The following is a 22,280-nucleotide window of genomic DNA, read 5'->3' as shown; positions in this document are numbered from 1 at the left end:
CCGCCTAGAGAATCAGGGCGCGGAGAAAACTCCGCGCCCTTTTTTTTGTGCGCCCATCATGGGCAATCAATGGAAGGTGCAACTCGCCCCGGATCCAGCCGGCAGGCAATTTGGCGCTCTAAACTAATGTCGCTAGGAATCTTTCGGCGGGCATGATCTCAACACCACTTGCGTGCACCACATCCCTGGAACCTTGAGCTGCGATTTGGACCGATCGGGTCTTAGGAAACCGCTCCTTGAGGTACAAGAGCCCCGGATGCAGCTTCTCGTCCGCCCATTTACATTCCAAAAACAGGATGGGTGAAGAATCTTCCAATACGGCGAAATCAACCTCGCGTTTGTCGATATCCCGAAAATACCGAAGTTCCAGATTTTGGCCTTCCGTATCATGGAGAAAATGAGTCCATTTCAACAGATGGCAGGCAACCATATTCTCGAATCGTAATCCCGGTTCCTGAACGAGCGTCCAATCGAAATGGTAATGTTTTTGTTCCTTTTTGACAGCCCGAATTTTGGGCGAACCAAACGGAGGAAGCCGGAAGAATGCGTACAGCCGCTCAAGCGCATCCAACCAACGTCGAACCGAATGATGGCTGACCTGCAAATCCTCTCGAATTGCATTGAGCGACAACGGAGCACCTACCAACGAGGGGAGGCGGAGCATCATCAGCTCGATGTTCCCAAGATCTTGTAGTGATTCCAAAGAACGCAAGTCGTCTCGAATCAGGCGCGTGCGATAGTCATTGGACCAGCGCTTGGAATCGACCCGCGATGTATTTAGAAATTGCTCCGGAAATCCCCCCAATTCGAGGAGTCCGAAAAGGTCCGCTTTGGTTTTCATTCTTAATTCGGCAAAACTGAGGGGGTGCAGTCGATAGTAGTAATGCCTTCCCTGCAAAGAATCCCCTCCGTATCGATACAGGTCCAATCGGGCACTGCCAGTCACCAGGATTTGCCTTCCAAAATCAGGATTGTCATACAATCCTTTGAGATAATTTCTCCACGATCTGTATTTGTGAATTTCGTCGAATAAAATGGGATTTCCGCGCGGGAACTCACGACGCAAAATGGATTCCCTATGCTCCGGCACATCCCAATTCAGGTAACTCTTCTTACTGGAAAGCAGGTGAAACCCGAGCGTGGTTTTGCCTACTTGCCGGGGCCCTCCCAGGAATACCATTTTTTTCCGGAGATCCCGCGCGATCGATTTTTCCAGGTAGCGATTCACAAGCCTGAATATAGATCGTTTTGATGTCCTAGTCAATTTACTCGCGAGTAAATTGACTAGGCGATTCGTACGCGACCCGACCGTTTCCGTGCTATCGAACGAGATCTTCGCCCGGTTGATTTACCTCCGAAGTGGGTGGCTGCCGGAGCCCTCATTTCCGGAGAGCTAGAAGTTTTGTCAACGGCAAAAGAAGGAGGAGAAGCACCGGCAGGGACGTAAAGCATACAACGATGAATGCTCCGGCCGGGAGATCCCACCGGTGGCTGAAGACGATGCCCAGAAGGCTCAGACAGAATCCGAGAGTCCACCCGAAAAGGAGGCGCGCTCGAATCGATTTACAAAACAGCGTGCTCACTACCGAAGGGACGATCAAATAAGCAAACACCTGCAAGATGCCCGCGAGACTTACGGACGAGGTGATCACCACGCCGAAAAGGGCGTAAAAAAGAAAATCCCAGAAGGGCGTCGTGCGTTCCCCTTTTTCGAAGGAGGATCGAATGAGCGGTTTTCGGAAGATAAAATGCACCGCTCCGACGGCACCGTAAATCAGACCGGTCCGAAAGACATCTCCCCACGTGACCCACAATACCTGCCCCACGAGAAGATCCTTGATGTGCTCGGCGCCGTGAGCCGCCCGGTCGACCACGAGCACGACGGCAGCGGAAGAAAGGGCGTAAACGATGCCAATAACGGCTTCTTGCGGGAAGAGTTCTTCGTGCCGGCGCGCAAGGGAAAAGAGCGCTGCGGCCAAAAAAGTGGCGGCGAGCGAAACAAAGTAGGTGGCCGTCCCGTGATGCTCGAACCCGAACAAGATGGCCACCGTCGCGCCGAAAGCTGCGACTTGCGCGAGGCTTAAGTCCACGAAGATGACTCCCCGGGCCAGGACGTGCAGGCCGAGGTAACAATGGATACCCGCCAGGATCAGGCACATGACGAACGGTGCCGCGAGGAAGCGAAAAACCTCCGTCCATTCAGCCGCCGTCATTTTTTCGCCTCGATCGTTGCGACCAGGGTTTCATACAGATCATCGAGAGATTTGATTCCGGGCGCTCCGCCGACGGCGACCGGAACGATGGCCGTGCGGACCGAAGGGACCTGTTCCACGATTCGATGTGTGACGGTCGGATCGAAATAATTTTCGATGAGAATCAATGGAACCGACTGATTCCGGACGATCTGAATGACTTCCAAAATGTGTCCGCTGGTCGGGGGAATCCCCGGCTTGGGCTCGAGAATGGCGGGATTTTCGATGTGAAAACGGTCCAGAAAATACGTGAGCGTCTTGTGATACGTGATGATTTTTTTGATCCTTGATTTCTCCAATCGTTGGGTCCACGTTGCGCTCTTGGCTTCCATCCGACCTTTTAGTTTCTCGGCATTGACCAGATAAATCGCCGCATGGGGCGTGTCGATCTGGCCGAGTCGTTCGGCGACCAAAAGAGCGGCTTTGCCAACTCGGATCGGGTCCAGAGTGAAATGGGGATTTCCAAACGGATGGACGTCTCCTTCCGCGCGCGTGATTGCGCCGGTGTGCACTTCGAGCGGTTCGATCGACGGGCCGATTTCGAGATAACCCGGATTTCCCGGCATAACTTTCGGATTTCTTGCTCCGCGCAGGATACTCGGGAGCCAGCTGGCAATCCCGCCGATTTTCCCACGGAGGGGATCATTTCGAACGTCGCCGTAGATATATTCCGTCTGCCAGATGCACGCTTTGTATTTTCCTCCTTCCGCGGGACGCCATTTGAAAACCAAATCACTTCCCAGCGCCACGGACGTGGCGTTGAACTGGTTCTTCCCTCCCGTTCCGAATCCGTTCCATTCGAGCGTCCAATCCGAAGAAAGATCCCAAAGATTTCGGAAATTTCCGACCGGTGCAAGATCCTTAGAGTCCGGTCGACACTATTTCTAGCGCCGGCCCGCAGAGATCGATATTTTGTCCGAGATTTGGAAACCGAACTCTCTTTAGTCGTTCCGATGTTTAACGAGGCGGAACGTTTAGATCGCTGCCTCGGGAAATTGCTCGACTCGCTCGTCCATCGACATCCGAATACACAGGTTATTTTGGTGGACGATGGGAGTACGGATGGGACACACGCCCGCGCACAGGATCTTTCTAGGAAATATTCCGCTCTGCGATTGGAGCTGACTCGTTTGCCCACGAATCGGGGAAAGGGAGCGGCGGTGCGGGAGGGAATGGATCGCGCGGTTGGTCGTATACGGATGTTCGCCGACGCGGACAACGCCACGCCGATCGAGGAGCTCGATCGACTATTGCCGTACGTCCAATCTCCCCGCCATATTGTGATCGCGTCCAGGGATCTTGAGGGGAGTGTTCTGGAAATTCACCAGCCCTGGTGGCGGGAAGCGATGGGTCGGTGTTTCAATTTCATCGTTCGAAGGATCCTGGGGTTCTCGTTTCGAGACACGCAATGCGGGTTCAAACTCTTCGGCCAAGAAGCGGCGGAACTCTGTTTTTCACGTCAAAAGCTGGATCATTTTGCGTTCGATGCTGAACTCCTTTGGATCGCGAAAAAGCACGGATTTAAAATTGTCGAAGTGCCGGTCCGGTGGCGCCACATCCCGCAAAGCCGCGTCAAGCCAATTCGCGACAGCCTACGAATATTTTGGGATACGTTACGGATTCGTTGGCTGCACCGTTGAGAAATCACGCTTCGCGAGAACGCAGAGCGACGAACCGAGCGGAAGCCGAAATTTTGAAATCAACTTTGCTTCCAAGTCAAACCAACGAATGACACATCGGTTGAACCAGTTCGGTCCCTCGATATAACTGCTGATCGGCTGAGGGGATCCAGCAGGGGTTAGAATGCGCCGGAGAATGACTGCGGGCAACAGGCTCATGAACAGTGCCGACGAAAAGTGAATCACAAAGCCGGAGTCCCTGAGGAGCCTGCGGAGCCCGGCAGTCGTGTAGCGGCGGTAATGCCCCAAAGCCTCGTCATTGGCGGAAAACAGGCTCGGATACGCGGGAACCGAAAGCAGGAACCACCCCGTCATCGCCAACGTACGGCGGATCTCCCGGGCCATCCGTTCGTCCTCCTTTACATGTTCCAGTACGTCCGCAGCGATGACGAGATCGAATGAAGAAGGGCGAAAGGGAAGCGCTTCGCCGCGAGCCACAATCTTCAGAAGCTCGGGTACCGAGCGAAAAGCAGGGTGAAGTTCCGGTTCGACAAGATAGAAACGGGCTCCGGAAGGGAGAAGCTCGCGTGTTTTTCCTCCGGCGGCGCCGATATCCAACACCCGGCTTTTCGCGGAAAGCACGACGGGAAAGCGGTCTAAGAGTGCCCGAAAATATTTCCGTTTGGCGACATGCCACCAGTACGTCGCTTCATGTTCGGCAAGACGTTCACGTTCTTTACTAGATAGCGACATATTTTTTAGAGGACGATCTCCAACCTCTGTTCGATTTGCGAAGCGGCGGCCGAGAGTCGCTCATTTGTCTGACTTTTCCACAGCGCAAGAATATGCGGTCCGAGAACATCGATCGGCGTGAAAGAAAATTTCTCCTCGCCGAACCGGCGTACGTTTTCATACTGCCTGGAAACGATCCGAGCGTCCTGCCGAAGAATTCCAAATAGAACCGGCCCCGCCAAGAGGAAGGCCAAAGTTTTCGGAATCCGAAGTCGAAAAACGATTTCCATAAAGAGCCGGGTTCTTCCCTCGTTTTCGGGCGTCAGCGCCGTCGTTTCGATGATGTGACTTTCGCCCAGTCGGTACTCAATTTGTGAAATCGAAGGTGAAAAGAATCGGTCGACATGGGTGACTTCGCCGGTTCCGGAAGCCAGAAGGGAACCGATCAATCCCGTTGGCTTGGGCTCGCCTTTGTATCGCGCTTCCACTCGATCGGAAAGGCGCCGGACGGTGACGGAAATCGCTCGGCCTGCGGAGGTGCGAAACAGCCCGCGATGAAGAAAGGCGGTATGCGGCACATCCAGAAAATTTTCGAGAATATAAAAAGCGGGGGCGTCGAAAACGGTCCGGTACCGAATTAAGCCGTAACTCGAGTCTCCCATATCCGGGAATCGAAACGGGGATGAGCTTGGAGCCTCCGTCGGACCCAAATGCACCCAAACGTAACCTTGCTGTTCGGCGACTCGAAAAGAAGGGACGTCTCTTCCCTTGGTGCCGGCGATGTCCGCAAGGCCCGGAATTTTGCGGCAGCTGCCCGAACGATCAAATTCCCACCCGTGGTACCCGCATTGAATGTGGTTGCCTTGGATGCGGCCCAATGAAAGCGGCGCATTCCGATGGGCGCATCGGTCGGACAGGGCCGCGGGCACTCCCTCCGCCGTTCGAAAAAGGGCGAGCCGCTGACCGTGAATCGTTATCGGCAGCGGACGATGCCGAAGCCGATCCGAGCGGCATGCGATATACCAGTCATGGGGAGGAGGATTCACGGGTGTCGGAGCGCATTCTAACTTAGACCCGGATTCAAGATCGAGGTTGAATGTATCGTCGGTTTATTCGATTCGGCGGATCGCCGTGCTAATCTATGTCCATGGGTCAAAAGGTAGCCGTCTCCATAGCGTTGTTTCTTACGTTGTTTCTTTTTAGCGGATGTCCCGTCAGCAGCACCTCCAGCGGAGGAGGCGGCGGGGGCTCGTCCGGAGGGGGTGCTGACTTACTTCCGCCCGGAGGTGCCGGAACGGAACCGAACTCCCTCTTGGAGAATCCACTCTCCTCCATCTGTCAGACCCTTTCGGGGGTTCTTTATGCGGGGAGCAACGGCGGAAAATTGCTGACGTCTTCGGACGGATCCACATTCACCGTTCTCGACGGCACCAAAGTGGACATCCGATCGGCCCATTGCGACCGGCAGTCGACATTGGAGACGAACGTTTGGTTTGTCGGTCCCGGCGGAACTATAGTGAAGTACGACGGCACGGCCCTCACGTCGGAAACTTCCGGGACCACGGTAGACCTGAATGCCGTATTCGGTACGGACAAAAGCAAAGTGTACGCCGTGGGAAACGAAGGAACGATTCTCTTCTTTGACGGTATATCCTGGACAGCGCAAACATCGGGGACGACAGAACATCTTATGGGAATCGCCGGCACGAATTCGCAGGCATTCTTCGTGGCGGTCGGCGGACGTGCGACCGTTCTGCAGTCGAATGGAATCAATTGGGACTCTGTCGATGTTAGTGGTACGGGAATTCTGGACGCCACGCTGAACGCCGTGTGGGGAGACGCTCTCGGCGGCGAATTCTTCGCCGTGGGAAACGCGGGAACGATTCTTCATCGGGCGGCCGGTACAAACGGTGCGTGGGACAAGCAGACGAGCCCGACGTCGTTGGATCTTCTCGCCGTTCACGGAACGTCCGGATCACAGGTCTTTGCCGTCGGGAAGGAGGGCGTAATCCTCTCGTATGACGGATCGACCTGGACCAAACAAACCAATCCCGCGGAGACCGATTTTCAGCTGAACGGAATATTATCGTTATCGTCTACGGCTGCCTTGGCCGTGGGAGCCGACGGAACATCGGCCACATCGACCGGGATTCTCCTCCAGCTCTCCGCAGCCGGCTGGGCCAAGTTACTTTAGGACCGACCCCTGAATCCCCAGTTCGTCGCCGAATGGCTTCAGCGCGTCGACGACGAATTGAATGTGCTCGGCCGGATCGACGCCCAAGAGTTCCGTTCCCTTCCGAATCTCTTCCCGTTCTACCTTCGCCGCAAACGCGCGGTCTTTGAGTTTTTTTCGAACGCTCGACGCCTCCAGCGTTCGAACCCCCTCGGGCCGGACGAGGCAACAGGCCACGACGAATCCGGTCAGTTCGTCACAGGCGAGGAGCGCTTTATCCATCGGAGATTCGTAAGCGACGTTCCATTTCGTATAGTGAGCCGAAACCGCATGAGCGATCTCCGGTTCGTTTTGGTCGCGCAGCCAAGCGACGATTTTGTTCGGATGTTCGGCGGGCCATCTTTCGTAGTCGGCATCGTGCAGCATTCCCGCGACTCCCCACATTTCTTCATCCAGGGAACCGCTTCCATAACGGTGTGCCGCCTTCCGCATGACGATTTCGACGGCGCGGGCATGTTTTCGTAGGGAGTCGGTTTCCGTCCATTCGCAGAGATGTTCCCATGCTTTTTGCCGAGTAAGATTCATGTGCGGATTAACCTCGTTCTTCTTCCGGTGCGCGCGCGAGGAGGTCGGCCACAGCCTGGCGCAAAGGTTTCCGGTCATAGAGTGTCAGGTAGATCTCCTCCAAAATCGGAGCGGCGACCTTCATTTCTTGAGCCAGGCGATGGGCCGCCTTGGCCGTGCGGATCCCTTCGGCCACCTGGCCTATTTCGCGGAGGATCGTCTTGAGCGGTTTCCCTTGGGCGAGCTTGAGACCGACTTGCCGATTTCGCGAGAGATCTCCCGTGCATGTAAGAAGCAGATCTCCAAGGCCCGACAGTCCCGAAAAGGTGAGGGGGTGCGCGCCCTTCTTGACGCCGATTCGCGTGATTTCCGCCAACGCCCGCGTAATCAGCGCGGCCCGGGCGTTCAAGCCGAACCCGAGGCCGTCGGACGCGCCCGCGGCGATGGCCACGACGTTTTTCAAGGCGCCCGCCAGCTCGACTCCGATTACGTCGTCGCTGGCGAAAAGCTGGAACGTATCGGTGTGACAAATTTCCTGCACCGATCTCGCCGTGCCGATGTCGTTCGCGGCCACGGTTAGAGCGGTCGGGATCTTTCGAATAACTTCCCGAGCGAAGCTGGGCCCGGAGAGCACGCAATAATGGTTCTGCACCCAGGTTTGTCCCAACACCTCGGAAGCCACGATGGACAGCGTGTCCAACGTGTCGGCTTCGAGGCCCTTGGCCGCGCAGACGAGAAATGTTTCGGGAGGGAGGCTGGACTTTATTTTGGATAAGAGATCTCGAACCGTATGCGAAGGAACGGCAAGGAGAATTACATCCGCGTCGCTCAGGGCCTTGATTAACGAAAGCTCGATCCGGATTCCCGAGTGAAGTTCCAGGTTGGGGTAATAGGCTGCATTGATTCGCGTTCGCTGAACCTGCCTCGACCGAGTTTCGTTTCGATCCCAAAGAACGACTGCGTGGCCGGCGCGGGATTGAACTTCCGCTAGAGCGGTCCCCCAGCTTCCACCGCCTAATATAGTGATACGTGCTTGCACGGATCCATGTCTATGCGGGGGACGGACGGTCGTCAAAGGTTGACGGGGGACATTCGACACCCCTTTCGTTTCATGTTAGCCAAAGAAGGGTTGTATGTTGCGCGAGCTACGGATCCGAAATTTGGCGATTCTCCCTGAGATTTCGGTCACTTTTTCCAGCGGTTTCAATGTCCTGACGGGTGAGACGGGGGCGGGAAAATCCATACTTATGGATGCGCTCTCTCTTCTTGCGGGGCAACGGGCGTCCGCGGAGGATGTCCGGGCCGGCGAAGTCATGGCCGTGGTCGAGGGAGTGCTTGAAATTTCCAAGACGTCGCCGATTTGGCCAATATTAAAGGATGCCGGAGTTTCGTCTCCGGATGGAACCGTCATCGTTCGCCGGACGATCGGTGCCGACGGTCGAAGCCGGGCGTACGTGAACGAATCGCCCTGGACGGTCAACGGCCTGGCCCAGTTGGCTACGGGATGGATTGACGTGAGCAGCCAGCACGGTCAGCAGAGGCTCTTGGATGAGTCGACGCACGTCGAACTCCTGGACCAGTTCGGCGGTCACGGTGCCGCGCGCGAAGATTATCGCGCGGCATTCGCGGCTGTTCTCGCCGTAGACCAAAACCTGGAGAGACTTCAACGGGACAAAGAAGAGGGGGCAAAACAGCGCGACTTTCTAGAATTTCAGGTGAAGGAACTGACCGCGGCTCAGTTGAAAACAGGTGAACAAGAAGAATTGGAAACCCTCCATCGGAGGCTCGCCCACGCTGAAAAACTGATGCGAGCGGCGACGTCAGTGGAGGGCTGGATCGATGGAGACGAAGGAATTCTCTCTCGAATGGGGCAAGCAGCGACGACGCTTCGGGATTGCGCGAGACTCGATCCCACATTGGAACCGCTTGCGGAAGAGTTGGCGTTGCTGGAATCCCGAATTCGGGATGTGAGTGCGCAGGTTTCAAAGTACGGTCGCCGGCTCGGATTCGAACCGGAAGAGATCGAGCGAATTAACGAGCGGCTCGCCCTGTTGCAACGGCTGGCGCGGAAATATGGTTCGATTGAGATCGCTATTGCCGAGCGGGAGCGGGCGGTTCAACGACTGGGCGCCGTCGAAAACTTTGAGTTGGCGGAATCGAACCTTCTTCGAGATCGAAAAGAAAACATTGAGGCGTTGATTCAGGCCGCCTCGAAGTTAACGGCGGTTCGAAAAAAAACCGCCCGGCAGTTCTCGGAACAGGTGACACGGGAACTTCGGCAACTGGGCATGCCTTCGGCCGAGCTGGCCGCGCGAATCATCGAACCCAATACGGGAGGTTCGGTGGTGAAAGAGGGAGACAAGTTCTTTTCGAGCGAAGGAACTGAAAGTATTCGTTTCGAGTTGGCGCCGAACCGTGGTGAAGGATTTCGACCGCTGTCGAAAATCGTTTCCGGTGGTGAATTGTCTCGCGTCCTTCTGGCCATCAAAGGAATCGCTCTTCAAGAACAAAAGACGGCTGACATCACGTTTGTTTTCGACGAGGTCGACACGGGCATCGGCGGGGAAACGGCCGAGAGAGTGGGAATTCAACTTCACCGTTTAGCCCAGGGACGGCAGGTGTTCTGCGTGACGCACCTCGCACAGATCGCCTGCTATGCGGACGCACATCTTCGTGTGGAGAAGAAAATGCACACCGGCCGCACAGTCGGAAACGTCAAGTTTCTGGCGAAAGAACATCGCGAGGATGAACTGGCGCGTATGATCGGAGGGATCGAAATCACACCCAAGACGCGCGATTACGCCGGTGAGTTGTTGCGCCGCGGAACCTCCCCCAACCATGATCGACCTATCCTCACTCGTTAAGTGGGCGTTAGGCATTGTTGCCACGGTTATCGGAAGCCTCCTTTCGATTTTCGTCTTGGTGTTCGACCGAGACGGTCGATATTTGCACTGGAGCATGGGCTGCTGGGCTCGATGGTGCCTGGCCATTGCAGGGCTCCGCATTGAGATCAGTGGACTGGAGAATGTTAAGGATAAGGGTCCGTATGTCGTCGTGGCGAATCATCAGGGGCAGGCCGATATCTTGGTCATCTCGGCGGTGCTTCCATTTCCGTTTCTTTGGGTGGCAAAAAAGGAACTGTTTCGAATTCCCCTGCTCGGGTTCGCGATGAAACGTGCCGGTTTCATCAGTCTTGACCGCAGTCACCGCGAGAAGGCGATTCAAAGTATGGGTGTTGTCGCCGAGAAAGTCCGACAGGGAAAATCGGTCGTGATGTTTCCGGAGGGCACCCGGTCCCGCGACGGCAAACTCCAACCGTTTAAGCGAGGGGCGTTTCACCTGGCGGCCGAAACAGGCGCTTCGATCCTTCCCGTCATGATTCAAGGGAGCTTTGATGTTCTTCCCAAAGGCTCGGCCAAAATCCGTTCGCGAACGATAAAAGTGCGCTTTTTCGAACCTATAAATAGTGGGAATTACGGCTTGGCGCGGAAGGACAAGCTTCAGGAGGAAGTTTGGGGTATTCTCAACAGCGGCCTGGCGGGGATTTTGACGCCTGTGGACGGGTTGGATAGGGTACCCTCCCTCAACCAGCGGAACTCGGAACCATGAAGATTATTTCGTGTGGAATTACGGATATCGGCCGGAAGCGGCAGCGAAACGAAGACAGTTACCTGGTTAACGACAAGCTGAAGCTTTACGTCGTGGCCGACGGAATGGGGGGACATGCCGGCGGCGAATTCGCCAGCAAGATCGCCGTATCCACGGTGGAAGAAATTCTGAAGGGGGAAGACCGGCAAAAATCCAACGTTCCCGAAAAAACATATCTCGACACCGAAGAAAACGAAGACGAGGGCCACGAGCAAGATCGGCTTCGAGATGCCATCGCCCGAGCCGGGAGCGTCATTGTCCGCCGAGCGGCGGAAGAGCCCGAATTGCGGGGCATGGGAACGACCGCAACGGTCATGCTGTTTCTTCAAGACAAAGCGTTCATCGCCCACGTGGGGGATAGCCGGGCTTACTGCGTTCGCGGTCGGAAGATTTCGCAGATTACAGAGGACCACTCCTTGGTTCACGAGCAACTAAAGAGCGGCTTAATTACGGAAGAGGAAGCCCGCACTCACCAACTCAAGAACATCATTACTCGATCCGTGGGAGTTCAGGAGGAGGTCGAGATCGATACAGTCGTCTGGACCGTCCAGCCGGGGGACTATTACCTACTTTGTTCGGACGGGCTTTCGAATATGGTGGCCGACCACGAAATGCAGAACCTCATGGTCGACAGTGAACCGGAACAGGCGGCCCGAGGCTTGGTTGACCTCGCCAATCAGCGGGGTGGTGACGATAACATCACGTTGATCGTACTCAAGATCGCCGAAGTGCAGGGACCGGTGAAAACGTAAACTTCGGTTTCCATTTCATCCTCCCGGAAAGGGAAGGTTTTTTTCCAGAAAATTGTTTGACTGCCCAACTTTCGTCGATAGGATCACGGCGAAAACTCGGGTAAAATACCTGGAGCCCTCATCGGCCCGAAAATCTAAACGAAGCAGACAGAATCATCGTGGCGAATCGCTTTTATACATTCATGCTCATTCCCGAGCGGAGTTCGCACGTCCGGAAATGGATCGTCCCCGTGCGCGCCGTTCGGTGGGCGCTGGGGCTGGCCGCAAGTTTGGTCGTGGTTGGAATTTTCACGACGTTCATGACGCTCCGTTACGTCGCCAAACAGGGGGAATTCCAGGAAGCGGTGCTGAAGAGCCAATATCTGGAAGGTGAAATTCAGCGGCTTCAAAACAAAATCAGCACGGCCGATGCGACGATCGTCCGAGTTCAAAACTTTGAGCGGAAACTTCGGGTTTTGGCCCGCATCGATGCGAAGCCCACGCACCTTGAAGGCATCGGCCCGATTACACCGGAAGATGAGCAGGCATTGGGTGGCGGCGAAACTCAGCTGGATGGAACCCTTGTCGCTTCGGCGGAAGGTGTTCCGGCGAGTACGAAGTTTCGTATGCGGTCGCTTGAACTCTCCGTGGACGATCTGCACTCGCGGGCGACGTTACAGGAGCAAAGTCTTCAGGAACTTTACGAACTCCTAAAGGACCAGGATTCGCTGTTGTCGTCCACGCCATCGATCTGGCCGGCGCAGGGATGGTTGACTTCACAGTTCGGTTACCGCGTTTCGCCGTTCACCGGAATTCGGCAGTTGCATGCGGGTCTTGATATTGCGGCGCCGGTCGGAACGAAGGTCACGGCCGCGGCGGACGGGATTGTGACTCAAGCCATCACCGATCCGCACTACGGCAAGGTCGTCATCATCAATCACGGTTATGGGGTAGTTACGCGCTACGGGCATAATTCGGAGGTTATGGTGAAGCCGGGACAGCGTGTGCGGCGCGGCGACGTGATTTCGATGATCGGAAGCACGGGCCGGGCCACCGGCCCGCATCTCCATTACGAAATCCACGTCAACGGTATCCCGGTCAATCCTTCGCGGTATATTCTCAACTAGCGTCGAATTTTTCTTTTATCTGTTAGTATGCCACGCGGTGTCACGATACCAGCATGATTACAGCCGTCGCTAAGAAACTTTTCGGTACGAAGCACGAACGGGATATCCGGAAGCTGCAGCCGGTCGTCGATCAGATCAACGCACTGGAGCCGGGGATACGAGTGCTTTCAGACCGGTCCCTTCGCGAAAAGACGGACGAATTTCGCGCCCGCCTGGCGAAAGAAAGCGATCCGGCCCGGCAGAAAGCGATGTTGGAACTTATTTTGCCGGAGGCGTTCGCCGTTTGCCGCGAAGCGAGCCGGCGAACGCTCGGGATGCGCCATTTCGATGTCCAATTGATCGGCGGCATGGTTCTGCACCAGGGCAAGATCGCCGAAATGCGGACCGGCGAAGGAAAAACTTTGGTGGCCACACTTCCGGTTTATTTAAACGCTCTGCTGGGTCGCGGCGTTCATTTGGTCACGGTCAATGATTATCTGGCCCGGCGCGACGCCGAATGGATGGGCCAAATTTACAGATTTCTCGGTCTGACCGTCGGCGTCATCGTGCACGAAAAGAACGATGAAGAACGGAAAGAGGCCTACAACTGCGACGTCACGTACGGCCAGAACAACGAATTCGGCTTCGACTATCTGCGCGACAATATGAAGTTTCGGTTGGAGGACTATGTTCAGCGGAATCTTTTTTATGCGATCGTCGACGAGGTCGACTCGATCCTGGTCGACGAGGCTCGGACCCCCCTGATCATCTCCGGACCGACGGAAGAATCGACCGACAAATACGTTTCCGTGAATCGGATCATCCCGTTGCTCAAGAAGGAACGTGACTTCACCGTGGATGAGAAGGCGAAAACGGTGATTTTAACGGAAGAGGGGATGCCCAATATCGAAAAAGCGCTGGGCGTGACCAACCTCTACGATCCGGAGCAGATGGAGACGCTCCATCACGTGAATCAAGCCCTCCGGGCGCATCATCTTTATCAACTGGACGTCGACTACATGCTCAAAGACGGCGAAGTCGTCATCGTCGATGAATTCACCGGTCGATTGATGCCGGGGAGGCGCTGGTCCGACGGCCTCCACCAAGCGATCGAGGCCAAGGAAGGGGTCAAGATTCAAAACGAGAACCAGACGCTCGCCTCGATTACGTTTCAGAATTATTTCCGCATGTTCGAGAAGTTGGCCGGAATGACCGGCACCGCCGACACCGAGGCCGAGGAGTTTCACAAGATCTACAATCTGGATGTCGTCGTCATTCCGACCGACAAACCGATGATCCGGAGCGATCATCCGGACATTATCTTTCGCACGGAAAAGGAAAAATTCGAAGCGATTGTCGAGGAGATCAAGAAACTACACGAGAAGAAACAGCCGGCCCTGGTCGGAACGATCTCGATCGAGAAGTCGGAGCGGCTGTCGAAATATTTAAAGCGCAGCGGCATCCCCCACAACGTGCTGAACGCGAAACATCACGAGCGCGAAGCGGAAATCGTGAAGGACGCGGGCCAACCCGCGCAGGTCACGATCGCCACCAACATGGCGGGGCGAGGCACCGACATTGTTCTGGGGCCGGGCGTGGCGCAAAACGGCGGACTCTTCATCGTCGGGACCGAACGGCACGAAGCTCGCCGGATCGATAACCAGCTGCGCGGGCGTTCCGGTCGCCAAGGCGACCCCGGTGAATCGAGATTCTATCTCTCGTTCGAAGACGATCTCATGCGGATTTTCGGAACCGACCGGATGAAGGGGATGATGGAAAAGCTCGGCATGGAAGAGGGGGAGGCGATCGAGCACAGCTGGACGACCAAGGCGATCGAATCGGCGCAGCGGCGGGTCGAAGGGCATAATTTCGATATCCGCAAACATCTTCTCAAGTACGACGACGTCATGAATCAGCAGCGCAAGATCATCTATGCCCTGCGCAAGGAGATCCTGGGCAAGGAAGATATTCGTGACGTCATCCGCCAGGACATCCAGGAAGTGGCCGAAGAGATGATCGTGGCTTTCACGCACGACGGCAAGTCCCCGGAAGATTGGGAGTGGAAGGGGATCGAGGAAAATCTCCGAAAGGTCTTCGGTATTAAGATGACCGTGGATGCTGCGACGCTCTCTCCACGAACGCAAGAGGGGTTACGCGATGCGCTCCTTGCAGCAATCAAGGCTCGGCACGAAGAAAGGGAACGGGAGTTCGGTGCCGAGTTCGCCCGATTGCTCGAACGGGAAATCAAGCTTCGGATGATCGACACGTTCTGGAAAGACCATCTTCTCAACATGGACCATCTGAAAGAGGGGGTCGGGTTTGAGGGTTATGCCCAAAAAGATCCTCTGGTGGTTTATCGGAAAAAGGGCTTCGAGCTTTTTTCCGAAATGATTTACAGCACCAAGGAAGCCACGCTCGAAAGACTGTTTCACGTCCAGTTGGCGCAGCGCGAGCCTCAAGAGGCGCTCAAGATTTTTCGCCCTCGGCGCCAGCAACAGATTTCATTGAGCCACCCGGAAGCCGCCGGAACGGCAGCCGTTGCTCAAGCTCAGGAGAACCCTCAGGCCCAGAAGCAGGTGGCCGTCGCCGGAACGATTCGCCGCCAAGGCGAGAAGGTCGGCCGGAACGATCCCTGTCCCTGTGGGTCAGGGAAAAAATACAAGAAGTGTCATGGCAATTAAGGGGACACACGACTGGACCCAAACTCGGCAAGTGTTGTGATCGTAAGCGGTTTCGGGCCCGGTTTCTTCTTTAGCAGCGAACGCCCGGTTTGGCTCTCGAGCCGTTTGATAAACTCACTTGAACCTAGAGGTCTTCCTGTGCGTTGATGTTTTCCAAGAAGTTCGACCAGTGCCATCTCCGTTCCCTCGGCAAGAAAGTTGTTCCAGTTTGAAACTCGCTGCAATAATGGCTCCGTGCGCACGAAATCGTCGTGGCTCAGACCGAGGTGCGCTCGGGCGCTGCTCCAGATGTAGTCCTGCGGAATTCCCACCAGCTTCGCCCGAACGGGGTTAAGTTCCGTGTATCGCGCGGCTCTCAGGAGATAAGCTTCGTCCATGGGAAAGGAACTAAACCGTCCTTGCCACAAGTATCCACGCCAGTTCATCTTGAAATTTAGGTAATGTGTGAAGGCCTCGTGGCCCTTGCCAATGGCGTTCCCCAGGACTTGTTCGGTCGGGAGACCGGAATTCGGGTCCAGTCGTGTGTCCCTTTAATTCTTATACGTTAAACCGGAAGAAAACGAGATCGCCGTCTTTCATGACGTACTCTTTTCCTTCCAATCGGATCTTGCCCTTCGCCCGAGCGGCGGCTTCGGTTTTATGCTCGACGAGATCGTTGAAATGGTAAATCTCGGCACAGATGAATCCGCGCTCAAAATCGGAATGGATCGTTCCGGCCGCTTGCGGAGCTTTCGTCCCTTTCTTGATCGTCCAGGCCCGGCATTCTTTCGGTCCGGCCGTAAAGAACGTCATGAGCCCGAGAAGGTGATAGGCCGCGCGAATGACCCGGTCGAGGCCGGACTCGGTCAGGCCGAGATCCTGAAGGAAACTTTTTCGTTCTTCCACCGACAGTTCTGAAATCTCCGCTTCCACTCGGGCGGAGACTTCCACCACGTCGGCTCCTTCCGTCTCCGCAATCTTTCGGACGATATCGACATACGGATTCGGTTTGCCGACACTCGATTCGCCGACATTGCAGACGTAAAGGACCGGTTTCGCCGTGAGGAGGTGAAGCTCTCGAAAAGCTTCCATCCCTTCGTCCGGCAATCGAAGGGAGCGGGCCGGTAGGCCTTTTCCCAGGTGATCCCGTATGGCCGTTAGTGCGGCAGACTTTGCCACGAGTGCCTTATCCGCCGATTTTGCAGCCTTTTGGGCGCGGTCGGCGGCTTTTGTAGCTGTATCGAGATCGGCCAGGCAGAGTTCGGTTTCGATGGTCTCGATATCGCGTTTCGGATCGACGCTCCCTTCCACATGCACGACATTCGGATCTTCAAAACAGCGGACGATATGAATGATGGCGTCCGTTTCACGAATATGTCCGAGGAACTGGTTCCCGAGACCTTCTCCTTTGCTCGCGCCTTTTACGAGGCCCGCGATATCCACAAACTCAATAGTGGTGGGGGTTACTTTCTCCGGTTTGAAGACGGAGGCGATATGATCCAGCCGCGGATCCGGAACCGGTACGATACCCACGTTCGGATCGATCGTGCAGAACGGATAATTCGCCGCTTCCGCCCGAGCCGACGACAGAGCATTAAAGAGGGTCGACTTCCCGACATTGGGAAGCCCCACGATACCGCACGAAAGACCCATGCTACTTATGGACCGTGGTTCCCTTCTGGGTCGCGATTCTCTTCAACGCTTCCAATCGCACGGCCTCGAATTCATCGTTCGGATTCCAGCGTGGCATCTCCTTGGCCTGGGCGACTTCGTAGCCGAGATAAAAATTGAGCTGGATGTCCTGGACGGCGCCGCTCAAATCCCAGTCCGGCCGGACTTCATCGCTCGGTTGGTGATAGTGCGTGTCCTCCCACTTTTCGATCTGTTCCTTTCCCCAACCCTTCGGTTTGCCGAGGATGTCGATTCCCGCGTCGAAGTAAGCCGCCGGAACCCCGATCTTGGCCAAACTAAAATGATCCGATCGGTAGTAGTAGCCCCGGTCCGGGAATTGATCCGGTTTAACGATCCGGCCCTGCATTTTGGCGATCGATTCGACTTCGGTATCGAGCGTCGATTTCCCTTTTCCGACCATCGTGAGGTCGGAAGCAGCGCCCCAAATGGAAATGCCGTCCATGTTAATCACGGCCGCCATGCGGCCCGGTTCGATAACAGGGCGGTGCGCCAAATATTCGGATCCCAACGTCCCGGCCTCTTCGGCGCCTACGGCGGCGAAGAGAATCGATCTTCGTGGACGTTCGGACAGAGAGTTGTATGCGCGGACGAGCGCCAAAAGGGCCCCCACGCCGCTCGCGTTGTCGAGTGCGCCGTTATAAATCGTGTCCTCTCCCGGTTTGGCCCCAGCCTTTTTGCCGAGGTGATCGTGATGGGCCATGTAAACGACCGCTTCTTTTGAAAGTTCGGGGTCGGATCCGGTCAGAATGCCGAGGACGTTTGCCGTCTTCGTTTTGTGAAGGACGTTCTTCATTTGAACGGAAAACGTGGTTCCCAGCGGCACGGGTCGAAAGTCCTTTTTCTCGGCCGCCGCACGAAGTTCGTCGAGGTTCTTTCCCGAAAGCGCGACAAGTTTCTTCACGGAATCTTCCGTGGCCCATGCGTTAAAGACCGTCGTCGGGCCTCCTTCGTGCGGAAGTTCGAACTGTTCACCGGCCCAGGAGGTCTGTACGACCTGCCACGGGTAACCCGCGGACTCATGCGTATGAATGATGATGGCGCCCGCGGCCCCCTTCGCGGCGGCGATTTCATATTTGTACGTCCACCGGCCGTAATAGAGTCTCGTCTTTCCGGCGAACAGCTTGTCGTCCGACGAAGGATCGTTGTTCATCATCAGTAGTATTTTTCCCCGGACGTCGACGTCCTTAAAATCATCCCAGCCATACTCGGGTGCGACGATTCCGTATCCGACAAAGACAAGTTCGGCGCTTTTTACACTGGCTGTTTCACTTTGGATTCCGGAGACGCCCATATAGTCCGTGGAATATTTTAGAGACAAGGTCTTAGATTTGTTTTGAAAGTGGATGATTTTGGGTGCGCCTGACGTGACGCCGACCAGATCGAATTCTTGAAACCAGGAACCGTTGGGTCCCGCCGGCTTGAGTCCTTCGGCCTCAAACTGAGAGGCGATATATTGCTGAGCGAGATGGTCGCCGTTGGAAGCCGGCGCGCGCCCCTCCAGCAGATCGCTGGACAAAAAACGGGTAGGGCCGAGAATCGTGTCGGCCTGAATGGTCTGCGCCGCTTTTTTTGCGTCGTTGCTCGGCCGATAGGTCTGTACAGCGAATGCGAAGGTCGTGGAAAATCCCAGGATCGTCGAGAAAAGAAGAAGGTTTTTCATGGCGGCGCAGAGTACCAGATTCAGACGTCTTGCCAACAACCGCCGCCCTGACGTAGGAGAAGGGAGAAAGCAGGAATTCGTGGCATTCATTGTGGACGAAAAAATCGAATGCTCACCGGCCGGCTGGAAGGGCGTTTTTTGAAACTCCTGGTCCAGATGCTTGGGGCTCGACGCGTGTGACCTCACCAATTACATCGATAAGCAAGCGGCGGAGACCATCGAAACGTCCAAGCGAGAAATGGGCGTGCTTTTTGAGGAGTTGAATCATCGCCTGGAAACAAGCCTGGAGTTCCCATAGAGATCACTCACAAGGATCATTCTTCCGGAGCCGAACTGTCGGAGTCTGGGAGAGGCGATTCTTCGGGGGCGGGTGAAGAAGGCGCGCTCTCGGGTTCGCTGGACGGCGTCAGCCAATCTTTGAGTTCGCGCGCCAGAGCGGATTGGGGATTCTTGTGGATCGCCTCGTCCAATAGCCGCCGGGCTCCGTCGGTGTTGCCATCCTCAATCGCTCGAATCGCCTCCAGGAGAAGCGGTTCCACGTCGTTCGTTTGCATCACCGGTGCCTCCGGCGTGGGCTGTGTTGGTGGCGGCGTATGGCGAAAAACTTTGTCGTAGACCACCCAGGCAAGAAAAAGGGCGCAGGCGATGAGCGTCGGTCCGAATGCATGGGCGAGAGTTTGTACAGGCGACGGCGGCAAGACGAATTCCGTTCTTGGGGACCCTTCTTGCACGGGAAGCGGCGTTTGTGCGCCCGCGGCTTGCGCATCCGGGGGGCGAACGGCGGTTCCTTCTTCCCGAGGCTCCGGCTCACCCAAATCCACCGTGGTTTTCTCCGATGGGTGCGGAGATTTGTCGAATTGACCTTCCGGGGCGATCTCCGTCTTGGAACCGAGCGATGGCATTTTGGATAGGACCGGGCGGACGGAATCGTAAGCACTCAGCTCGTCCAATTCGCGAATTTCGTTCGGGATCGGAGGTTCTTTGGGCGGAGGACGTGGAATATCTCTCTTCGGACGGACGTTTGTCGGCGTCTCACTCTCGTCCGGCGGCGGAGGCTCATCGACCAGCGATCCGCAGCGAGGGCATTGGACATCGGCTTGCCAGGGATTCGGCTTGAACTTGTGCCCGCAACCCGAGCAGATCCACTGTTCTTTCATCGGTCGATCACTTCCAGTGAACAATAATTTAACATGAGTTTCTTCAGACCGGCCCGCTGGAACTGAATCGTCAATTTCAGGTTGTTGCCGTTGCCTTCGCGTTTTCGAATCGTTCCCACGCCGAAGTCGGGATGAAGAACCCGCGTACCGGGTGCGTAGGGGGAACCTGCTTCGGCCTTCAGGGCCGCTTTTCCCCAAGCGTCTCGGGCCGTGCCGAAGTCGTCGTCATACGACTCCTGCCGAAACTCGTCGAACGGCGCGGTTCGAACTTTGCGTTTCGGGAGAACGCCGAGATGGACACGCTGGGAGCCGTAAACGGGCCGCGCGTCTATGTTTTGTTCCTGAATTTCGACGATCAAGTTTGCGGGAATCTCGCCGATAAACCGGGACACCGGGTTGAACTGCGTTGAGTGATAGAGTCTGCGCCGGTGCGCGGCGGTCAGCAGTAGCTGTTTCCGGGCGCGTGTCATCGCCACGTAACAGAGCCGGCGTTCCTCCTCGACTTCGTTCGGGTCCCCCTCGTCAATCGAGCGCTGATGCGGGAAAATCCCCTCTTCCATACCGACGACGAAAACGAGATCGAACTCCAGCCCTTTTGCATTGTGCATCGTCATCATCGTCACGTGGTCGGCGTTTGGATCGTACTTATCCATATCCGAGTAGAGGGATATACGATCCAAATAGGTGGCGAGATTTTCTCCCGTGTTTTCGCTGAATTCTTCCATGGAACGGAGCAGCTCCTCGATATTCTCGATTCGCGCCTCCGCCTCGATCGTTCCTTCTTTTTCCAGAGCTTTGATGTAGCCGCTCTTCGTCAGAACGATATCCGCCGCTTCCGCCGGGGAAAGCGTGGCCGCCTTGTCCCGAAAGGGCGTGAACCAGGCGTGGAATTCTTTCAGGGCTTCCGAGGCTTTGCCGCGGCCCCCAAAATGTGGAATCGTGTCCACGGGCGAAAGCTTTCTCTCCCGGGCCTCCGCGGCCAACTGTTCGAGGGTTTTTTCGCCGATCCCTTTGGAAGGAGTGTTGATCACGCGCAGGAACGAGACGATGTCCATCGGATTGAGGGCCAATTTCAGAAACGCCAACGTGTCCTTGATTTCCGCGCGGTCGTAAAACCGGACGCCGCCGAAAACGACATAGGGTTGACTGTGCCGGCGGCACTCCTCTTCCAAAAGCCGGGATTGCACGTGTGTGCGGTAAAAGATCGCCACGTTTCGCGCTTCCACGGCTCCGTCCCGGACCGCTTCGTCGATTTTTTCCAGGACGAAAGCCGCTTCGGCGTGGTCGTCCGGGGCGTGATAAAAGGAGACCGCCGCCCCTTCATCGTTCTCCGTCCAGAGCCGTTTTCCCCGCCGGCCGATGTTGTTCGAAATCACATGGTTCGCGACGGCCAGGATCTTCTTGGTCGAACGATAGTTCTGTTCCAATTTAATCAGCTCGGCGCCGGGGAAATCGTCTTCGAATTCCAAAATGTTTTCGACTCGGGCGCCTCTCCAGCCGTAAATCGACTGATCTTCGTCCCCCACGGCGCAGACCGTTCCCGACGTTCCGGCCAGAAGATGGACCAATTCTTTCTGGATTCGATTTGTGTCCTGGTACTCGTCGATCAAGATGTGCCGCCAGCGTCGGCGAAGAGTTTCGGCTACTTCGGAATGGTCGCGGAGCGCGCGGACCATTTCGGTAAGGAGCGATCCGAAGTCGAGCGCGCTGTTCTCCCGCAACAGGTTTTCATAGCGCTCCACCACATGAAGCGCCTGGTTGGAAAGGCCCGAATGTTCTACGAGGTATTTGAGAACATCTCCCGTTTCGTTCTTGGCCCGGTCAATGTGATACCGGATTAATTTCGGCGAGATCCGTTTGGGGTCGTAATTGAGTTCCGTGACGGCCCGTTTGACGGCGACGAGCTGATCGGTCTCGTCGTAGATCGAAAACTGATGCGGAAGGCCGATGGGGTCGGAAAATTCTTTTAAGATCCGGAGACACGTGGAGTGAAACGTTCCCACCCAACGAGGCTGCTCGTACGTGGGGAGCAGGAGCCGGACGCGCTCGGCCATCTCCTGCGCGGCTTTGTTTGAAAACGTCATCGCAATGATCGAAGAGGGGGATATGCCGCACTCTTCAATCAAATAGGCGATCTTGTGCGTCAACACGCGGGTTTTCCCCGAACCCGCGCCGGCCACGACCAAGAGATGGCGGTCGACGCGTTTAACCGCTTTTTCTTGCTCCGGATTTAGTCCCGCCAGCGCCCGCATTCCCCACGTTTTAGCTGAGATATTGGCTTGTTAC

The 22,280-nt window shown here is 55.9% G+C and carries 19 protein-coding genes; 7 read left to right on the top strand and 12 right to left on the bottom strand.

The genetic code is table 11. The features are described 5' to 3' along the window. Window positions 1-118 precede the first annotated feature (118 nt). From VI895_13600 to VI895_13590, 3 genes are all read right to left on the bottom strand, one after another. On the bottom strand, window positions 119-1,228 hold the full coding sequence (locus VI895_13600) for an ATP-binding protein (GenBank protein ID HLG20834.1): 1,110 nt from the start codon (window positions 1,226-1,228) through the stop codon (window positions 119-121). Between the two features lie 151 nt (window positions 1,229-1,379). After that, on the bottom strand, window positions 1,380-2,213 hold the full coding sequence (locus VI895_13595; protein ID HLG20833.1) for a metal ABC transporter permease: 834 nt from the start codon (window positions 2,211-2,213) through the stop codon (window positions 1,380-1,382). Further along, window positions 2,210-3,001, bottom strand: coding sequence for a metal ABC transporter substrate-binding protein (locus tag VI895_13590; GenBank protein HLG20832.1), 792 nt, complete (start codon window positions 2,999-3,001; stop codon window positions 2,210-2,212). Before VI895_13590 ends, VI895_13595 begins: the two co-directional genes overlap by 4 nt. Window positions 3,002-3,175: 174 nt before the next feature. Here VI895_13590 and VI895_13585 point away from each other — a divergent pair, with 174 nt between their 5' ends. Then, complete coding sequence (locus VI895_13585; GenBank protein HLG20831.1) at window positions 3,176-3,892, top strand: dolichyl-phosphate beta-glucosyltransferase; 717 nt, start codon at window positions 3,176-3,178, stop codon at window positions 3,890-3,892. Here the strand turns inward: VI895_13585 and VI895_13580 are convergent. Next, on the bottom strand, window positions 3,866-4,624 hold the full coding sequence (locus tag VI895_13580) for a class I SAM-dependent methyltransferase (GenBank protein ID HLG20830.1): 759 nt from the start codon (window positions 4,622-4,624) through the stop codon (window positions 3,866-3,868). The genes VI895_13585 and VI895_13580 overlap by 27 nt on opposite strands. Before the next feature lie 5 nt (window positions 4,625-4,629). After that, on the bottom strand, window positions 4,630-5,649 hold the full coding sequence (locus VI895_13575) for an aromatic ring-hydroxylating dioxygenase subunit alpha (GenBank protein ID HLG20829.1): 1,020 nt from the start codon (window positions 5,647-5,649) through the stop codon (window positions 4,630-4,632). A 95-nt stretch (window positions 5,650-5,744) separates the two neighbouring features. Between VI895_13575 and VI895_13570 the strand changes: the two genes are divergently transcribed. Next, window positions 5,745-6,797 carry a hypothetical protein gene (locus VI895_13570; GenBank protein ID HLG20828.1) on the top strand — a complete coding sequence of 351 codons (1,053 nt, stop codon included), beginning with the start codon at window positions 5,745-5,747 and terminating at the stop codon, window positions 6,795-6,797. Here VI895_13570 and VI895_13565 read toward each other — a convergent pair. After that, window positions 6,789-7,361, bottom strand: a complete 573-nt coding sequence (locus VI895_13565; GenBank protein ID HLG20827.1) for an HD domain-containing protein — start codon at window positions 7,359-7,361, stop codon at window positions 6,789-6,791. The two genes, VI895_13570 and VI895_13565, sit on opposite strands and share 9 nt — an antisense overlap. 7 nt (window positions 7,362-7,368) lie before the next feature. Then, a complete protein-coding gene (locus tag VI895_13560) occupies window positions 7,369-8,379 on the bottom strand; it encodes an NAD(P)H-dependent glycerol-3-phosphate dehydrogenase (GenBank protein HLG20826.1) in 1,011 nt (336 codons plus the stop codon). 94 nt (window positions 8,380-8,473) lie between these two features. Here VI895_13560 and recN point away from each other — a divergent pair, with 94 nt between their 5' ends. From recN to secA, 5 genes are all read left to right on the top strand, one after another. Continuing rightward, a complete protein-coding gene (gene recN / locus VI895_13555; protein HLG20825.1) occupies window positions 8,474-10,204 on the top strand; it encodes a DNA repair protein RecN in 1,731 nt (576 codons plus the stop codon). Beyond that, entirely contained in the window at window positions 10,179-10,949 is a 771-nt protein-coding gene (locus tag VI895_13550) for a lysophospholipid acyltransferase family protein (protein HLG20824.1), read from the top strand. The genes recN and VI895_13550 overlap by 26 nt, the downstream gene beginning before the upstream one ends. Further along, window positions 10,946-11,740: a Stp1/IreP family PP2C-type Ser/Thr phosphatase gene (locus VI895_13545; protein ID HLG20823.1), complete on the top strand. Its 795-nt coding sequence runs from the start codon at window positions 10,946-10,948 to the stop codon at window positions 11,738-11,740. Before VI895_13550 ends, VI895_13545 begins: the two co-directional genes overlap by 4 nt. A gap of 158 nt (window positions 11,741-11,898) precedes the next feature. Further along, the gene (locus VI895_13540) at window positions 11,899-12,846 is read left to right on the top strand and encodes a M23 family metallopeptidase (GenBank protein ID HLG20822.1); all 948 of its coding nucleotides are present in this window, start codon (window positions 11,899-11,901) and stop codon (window positions 12,844-12,846) included. A gap of 53 nt (window positions 12,847-12,899) precedes the next feature. Continuing rightward, entirely contained in the window at window positions 12,900-15,506 is a 2,607-nt protein-coding gene (gene secA / locus VI895_13535; protein ID HLG20821.1) for a preprotein translocase subunit SecA, read from the top strand. On the opposite strand, the gene VI895_13530 is transcribed toward secA, so the two are convergent. The 5 genes from VI895_13530 to VI895_13510 all read right to left on the bottom strand — a co-directional run bounded on the left by VI895_13530 (window position 15,503) and on the right by VI895_13510 (window position 22,246). Next, a complete protein-coding gene (locus VI895_13530; protein ID HLG20820.1) occupies window positions 15,503-15,883 on the bottom strand; it encodes a hypothetical protein in 381 nt (126 codons plus the stop codon). The two genes, secA and VI895_13530, sit on opposite strands and share 4 nt — an antisense overlap. Window positions 15,884-16,043: 160 nt before the next feature. Beyond that, a complete protein-coding gene (ychF, locus tag VI895_13525; GenBank protein HLG20819.1) occupies window positions 16,044-17,138 on the bottom strand; it encodes a redox-regulated ATPase YchF in 1,095 nt (364 codons plus the stop codon). Between the two features lies 1 nt (window position 17,139). Further along, window positions 17,140-18,837 carry a M28 family peptidase gene (locus VI895_13520; protein ID HLG20818.1) on the bottom strand — a complete coding sequence of 566 codons (1,698 nt, stop codon included), beginning with the start codon at window positions 18,835-18,837 and terminating at the stop codon, window positions 17,140-17,142. A gap of 314 nt (window positions 18,838-19,151) precedes the next feature. Then, entirely contained in the window at window positions 19,152-19,994 is an 843-nt protein-coding gene (locus VI895_13515) for a hypothetical protein (protein ID HLG20817.1), read from the bottom strand. Further along, window positions 19,991-22,246 (bottom strand): UvrD-helicase domain-containing protein, encoded by a 2,256-nt coding sequence (locus tag VI895_13510; GenBank protein ID HLG20816.1) that lies wholly within the window; start codon window positions 22,244-22,246, stop codon window positions 19,991-19,993. Before VI895_13510 ends, VI895_13515 begins: the two co-directional genes overlap by 4 nt. Window positions 22,247-22,280: the final 34 nt, after the last annotated feature.

Source organism: Bdellovibrionota bacterium, assembly GCA_035292885.1.
Taxonomy (GTDB): domain Bacteria; phylum Bdellovibrionota_G; class JALEGL01; order JALEGL01; family DATDPG01; genus DATDPG01.
This window is presented reverse-complemented; position numbering and strand designations above follow the sequence as displayed.

Excerpts from the sequence above, each read along its gene's own strand:
- VI895_13595 (HLG20833.1), bottom strand. The coding sequence starts at position 2,213 with ATGACGGCGGCTGAATGGACGGAGGTTTTTCGCTTCCTCGCGGCACCG.
- VI895_13580 (HLG20830.1), bottom strand. The coding sequence starts at position 4,624 with ATGTCGCTATCTAGTAAAGAACGTGAACGTCTTGCCGAACATGAAGCG.
- VI895_13570 (HLG20828.1), top strand. The coding sequence starts at position 5,745 with ATGTCCATGGGTCAAAAGGTAGCCGTCTCCATAGCGTTGTTTCTTACG.
- VI895_13565 (HLG20827.1), bottom strand. The coding sequence starts at position 7,361 with ATGAATCTTACTCGGCAAAAAGCATGGGAACATCTCTGCGAATGGACG.
- recN (HLG20825.1), top strand. The coding sequence starts at position 8,474 with ATGTTGCGCGAGCTACGGATCCGAAATTTGGCGATTCTCCCTGAGATT.
- VI895_13550 (HLG20824.1), top strand. The coding sequence starts at position 10,179 with ATGATCGACCTATCCTCACTCGTTAAGTGGGCGTTAGGCATTGTTGCC.
- VI895_13545 (HLG20823.1), top strand. The coding sequence starts at position 10,946 with ATGAAGATTATTTCGTGTGGAATTACGGATATCGGCCGGAAGCGGCAG.
- secA (HLG20821.1), top strand. The coding sequence starts at position 12,900 with ATGATTACAGCCGTCGCTAAGAAACTTTTCGGTACGAAGCACGAACGG.
- VI895_13530 (HLG20820.1), bottom strand. The coding sequence starts at position 15,883 with ATGGACGAAGCTTATCTCCTGAGAGCCGCGCGATACACGGAACTTAAC.
- ychF (HLG20819.1), bottom strand. The coding sequence starts at position 17,138 with ATGGGTCTTTCGTGCGGTATCGTGGGGCTTCCCAATGTCGGGAAGTCG.
- VI895_13520 (HLG20818.1), bottom strand. The coding sequence starts at position 18,837 with ATGAAAAACCTTCTTCTTTTCTCGACGATCCTGGGATTTTCCACGACC.
- VI895_13515 (HLG20817.1), bottom strand. The coding sequence starts at position 19,994 with ATGAAAGAACAGTGGATCTGCTCGGGTTGCGGGCACAAGTTCAAGCCG.
- VI895_13510 (HLG20816.1), bottom strand. The coding sequence starts at position 22,246 with ATGCGGGCGCTGGCGGGACTAAATCCGGAGCAAGAAAAAGCGGTTAAA.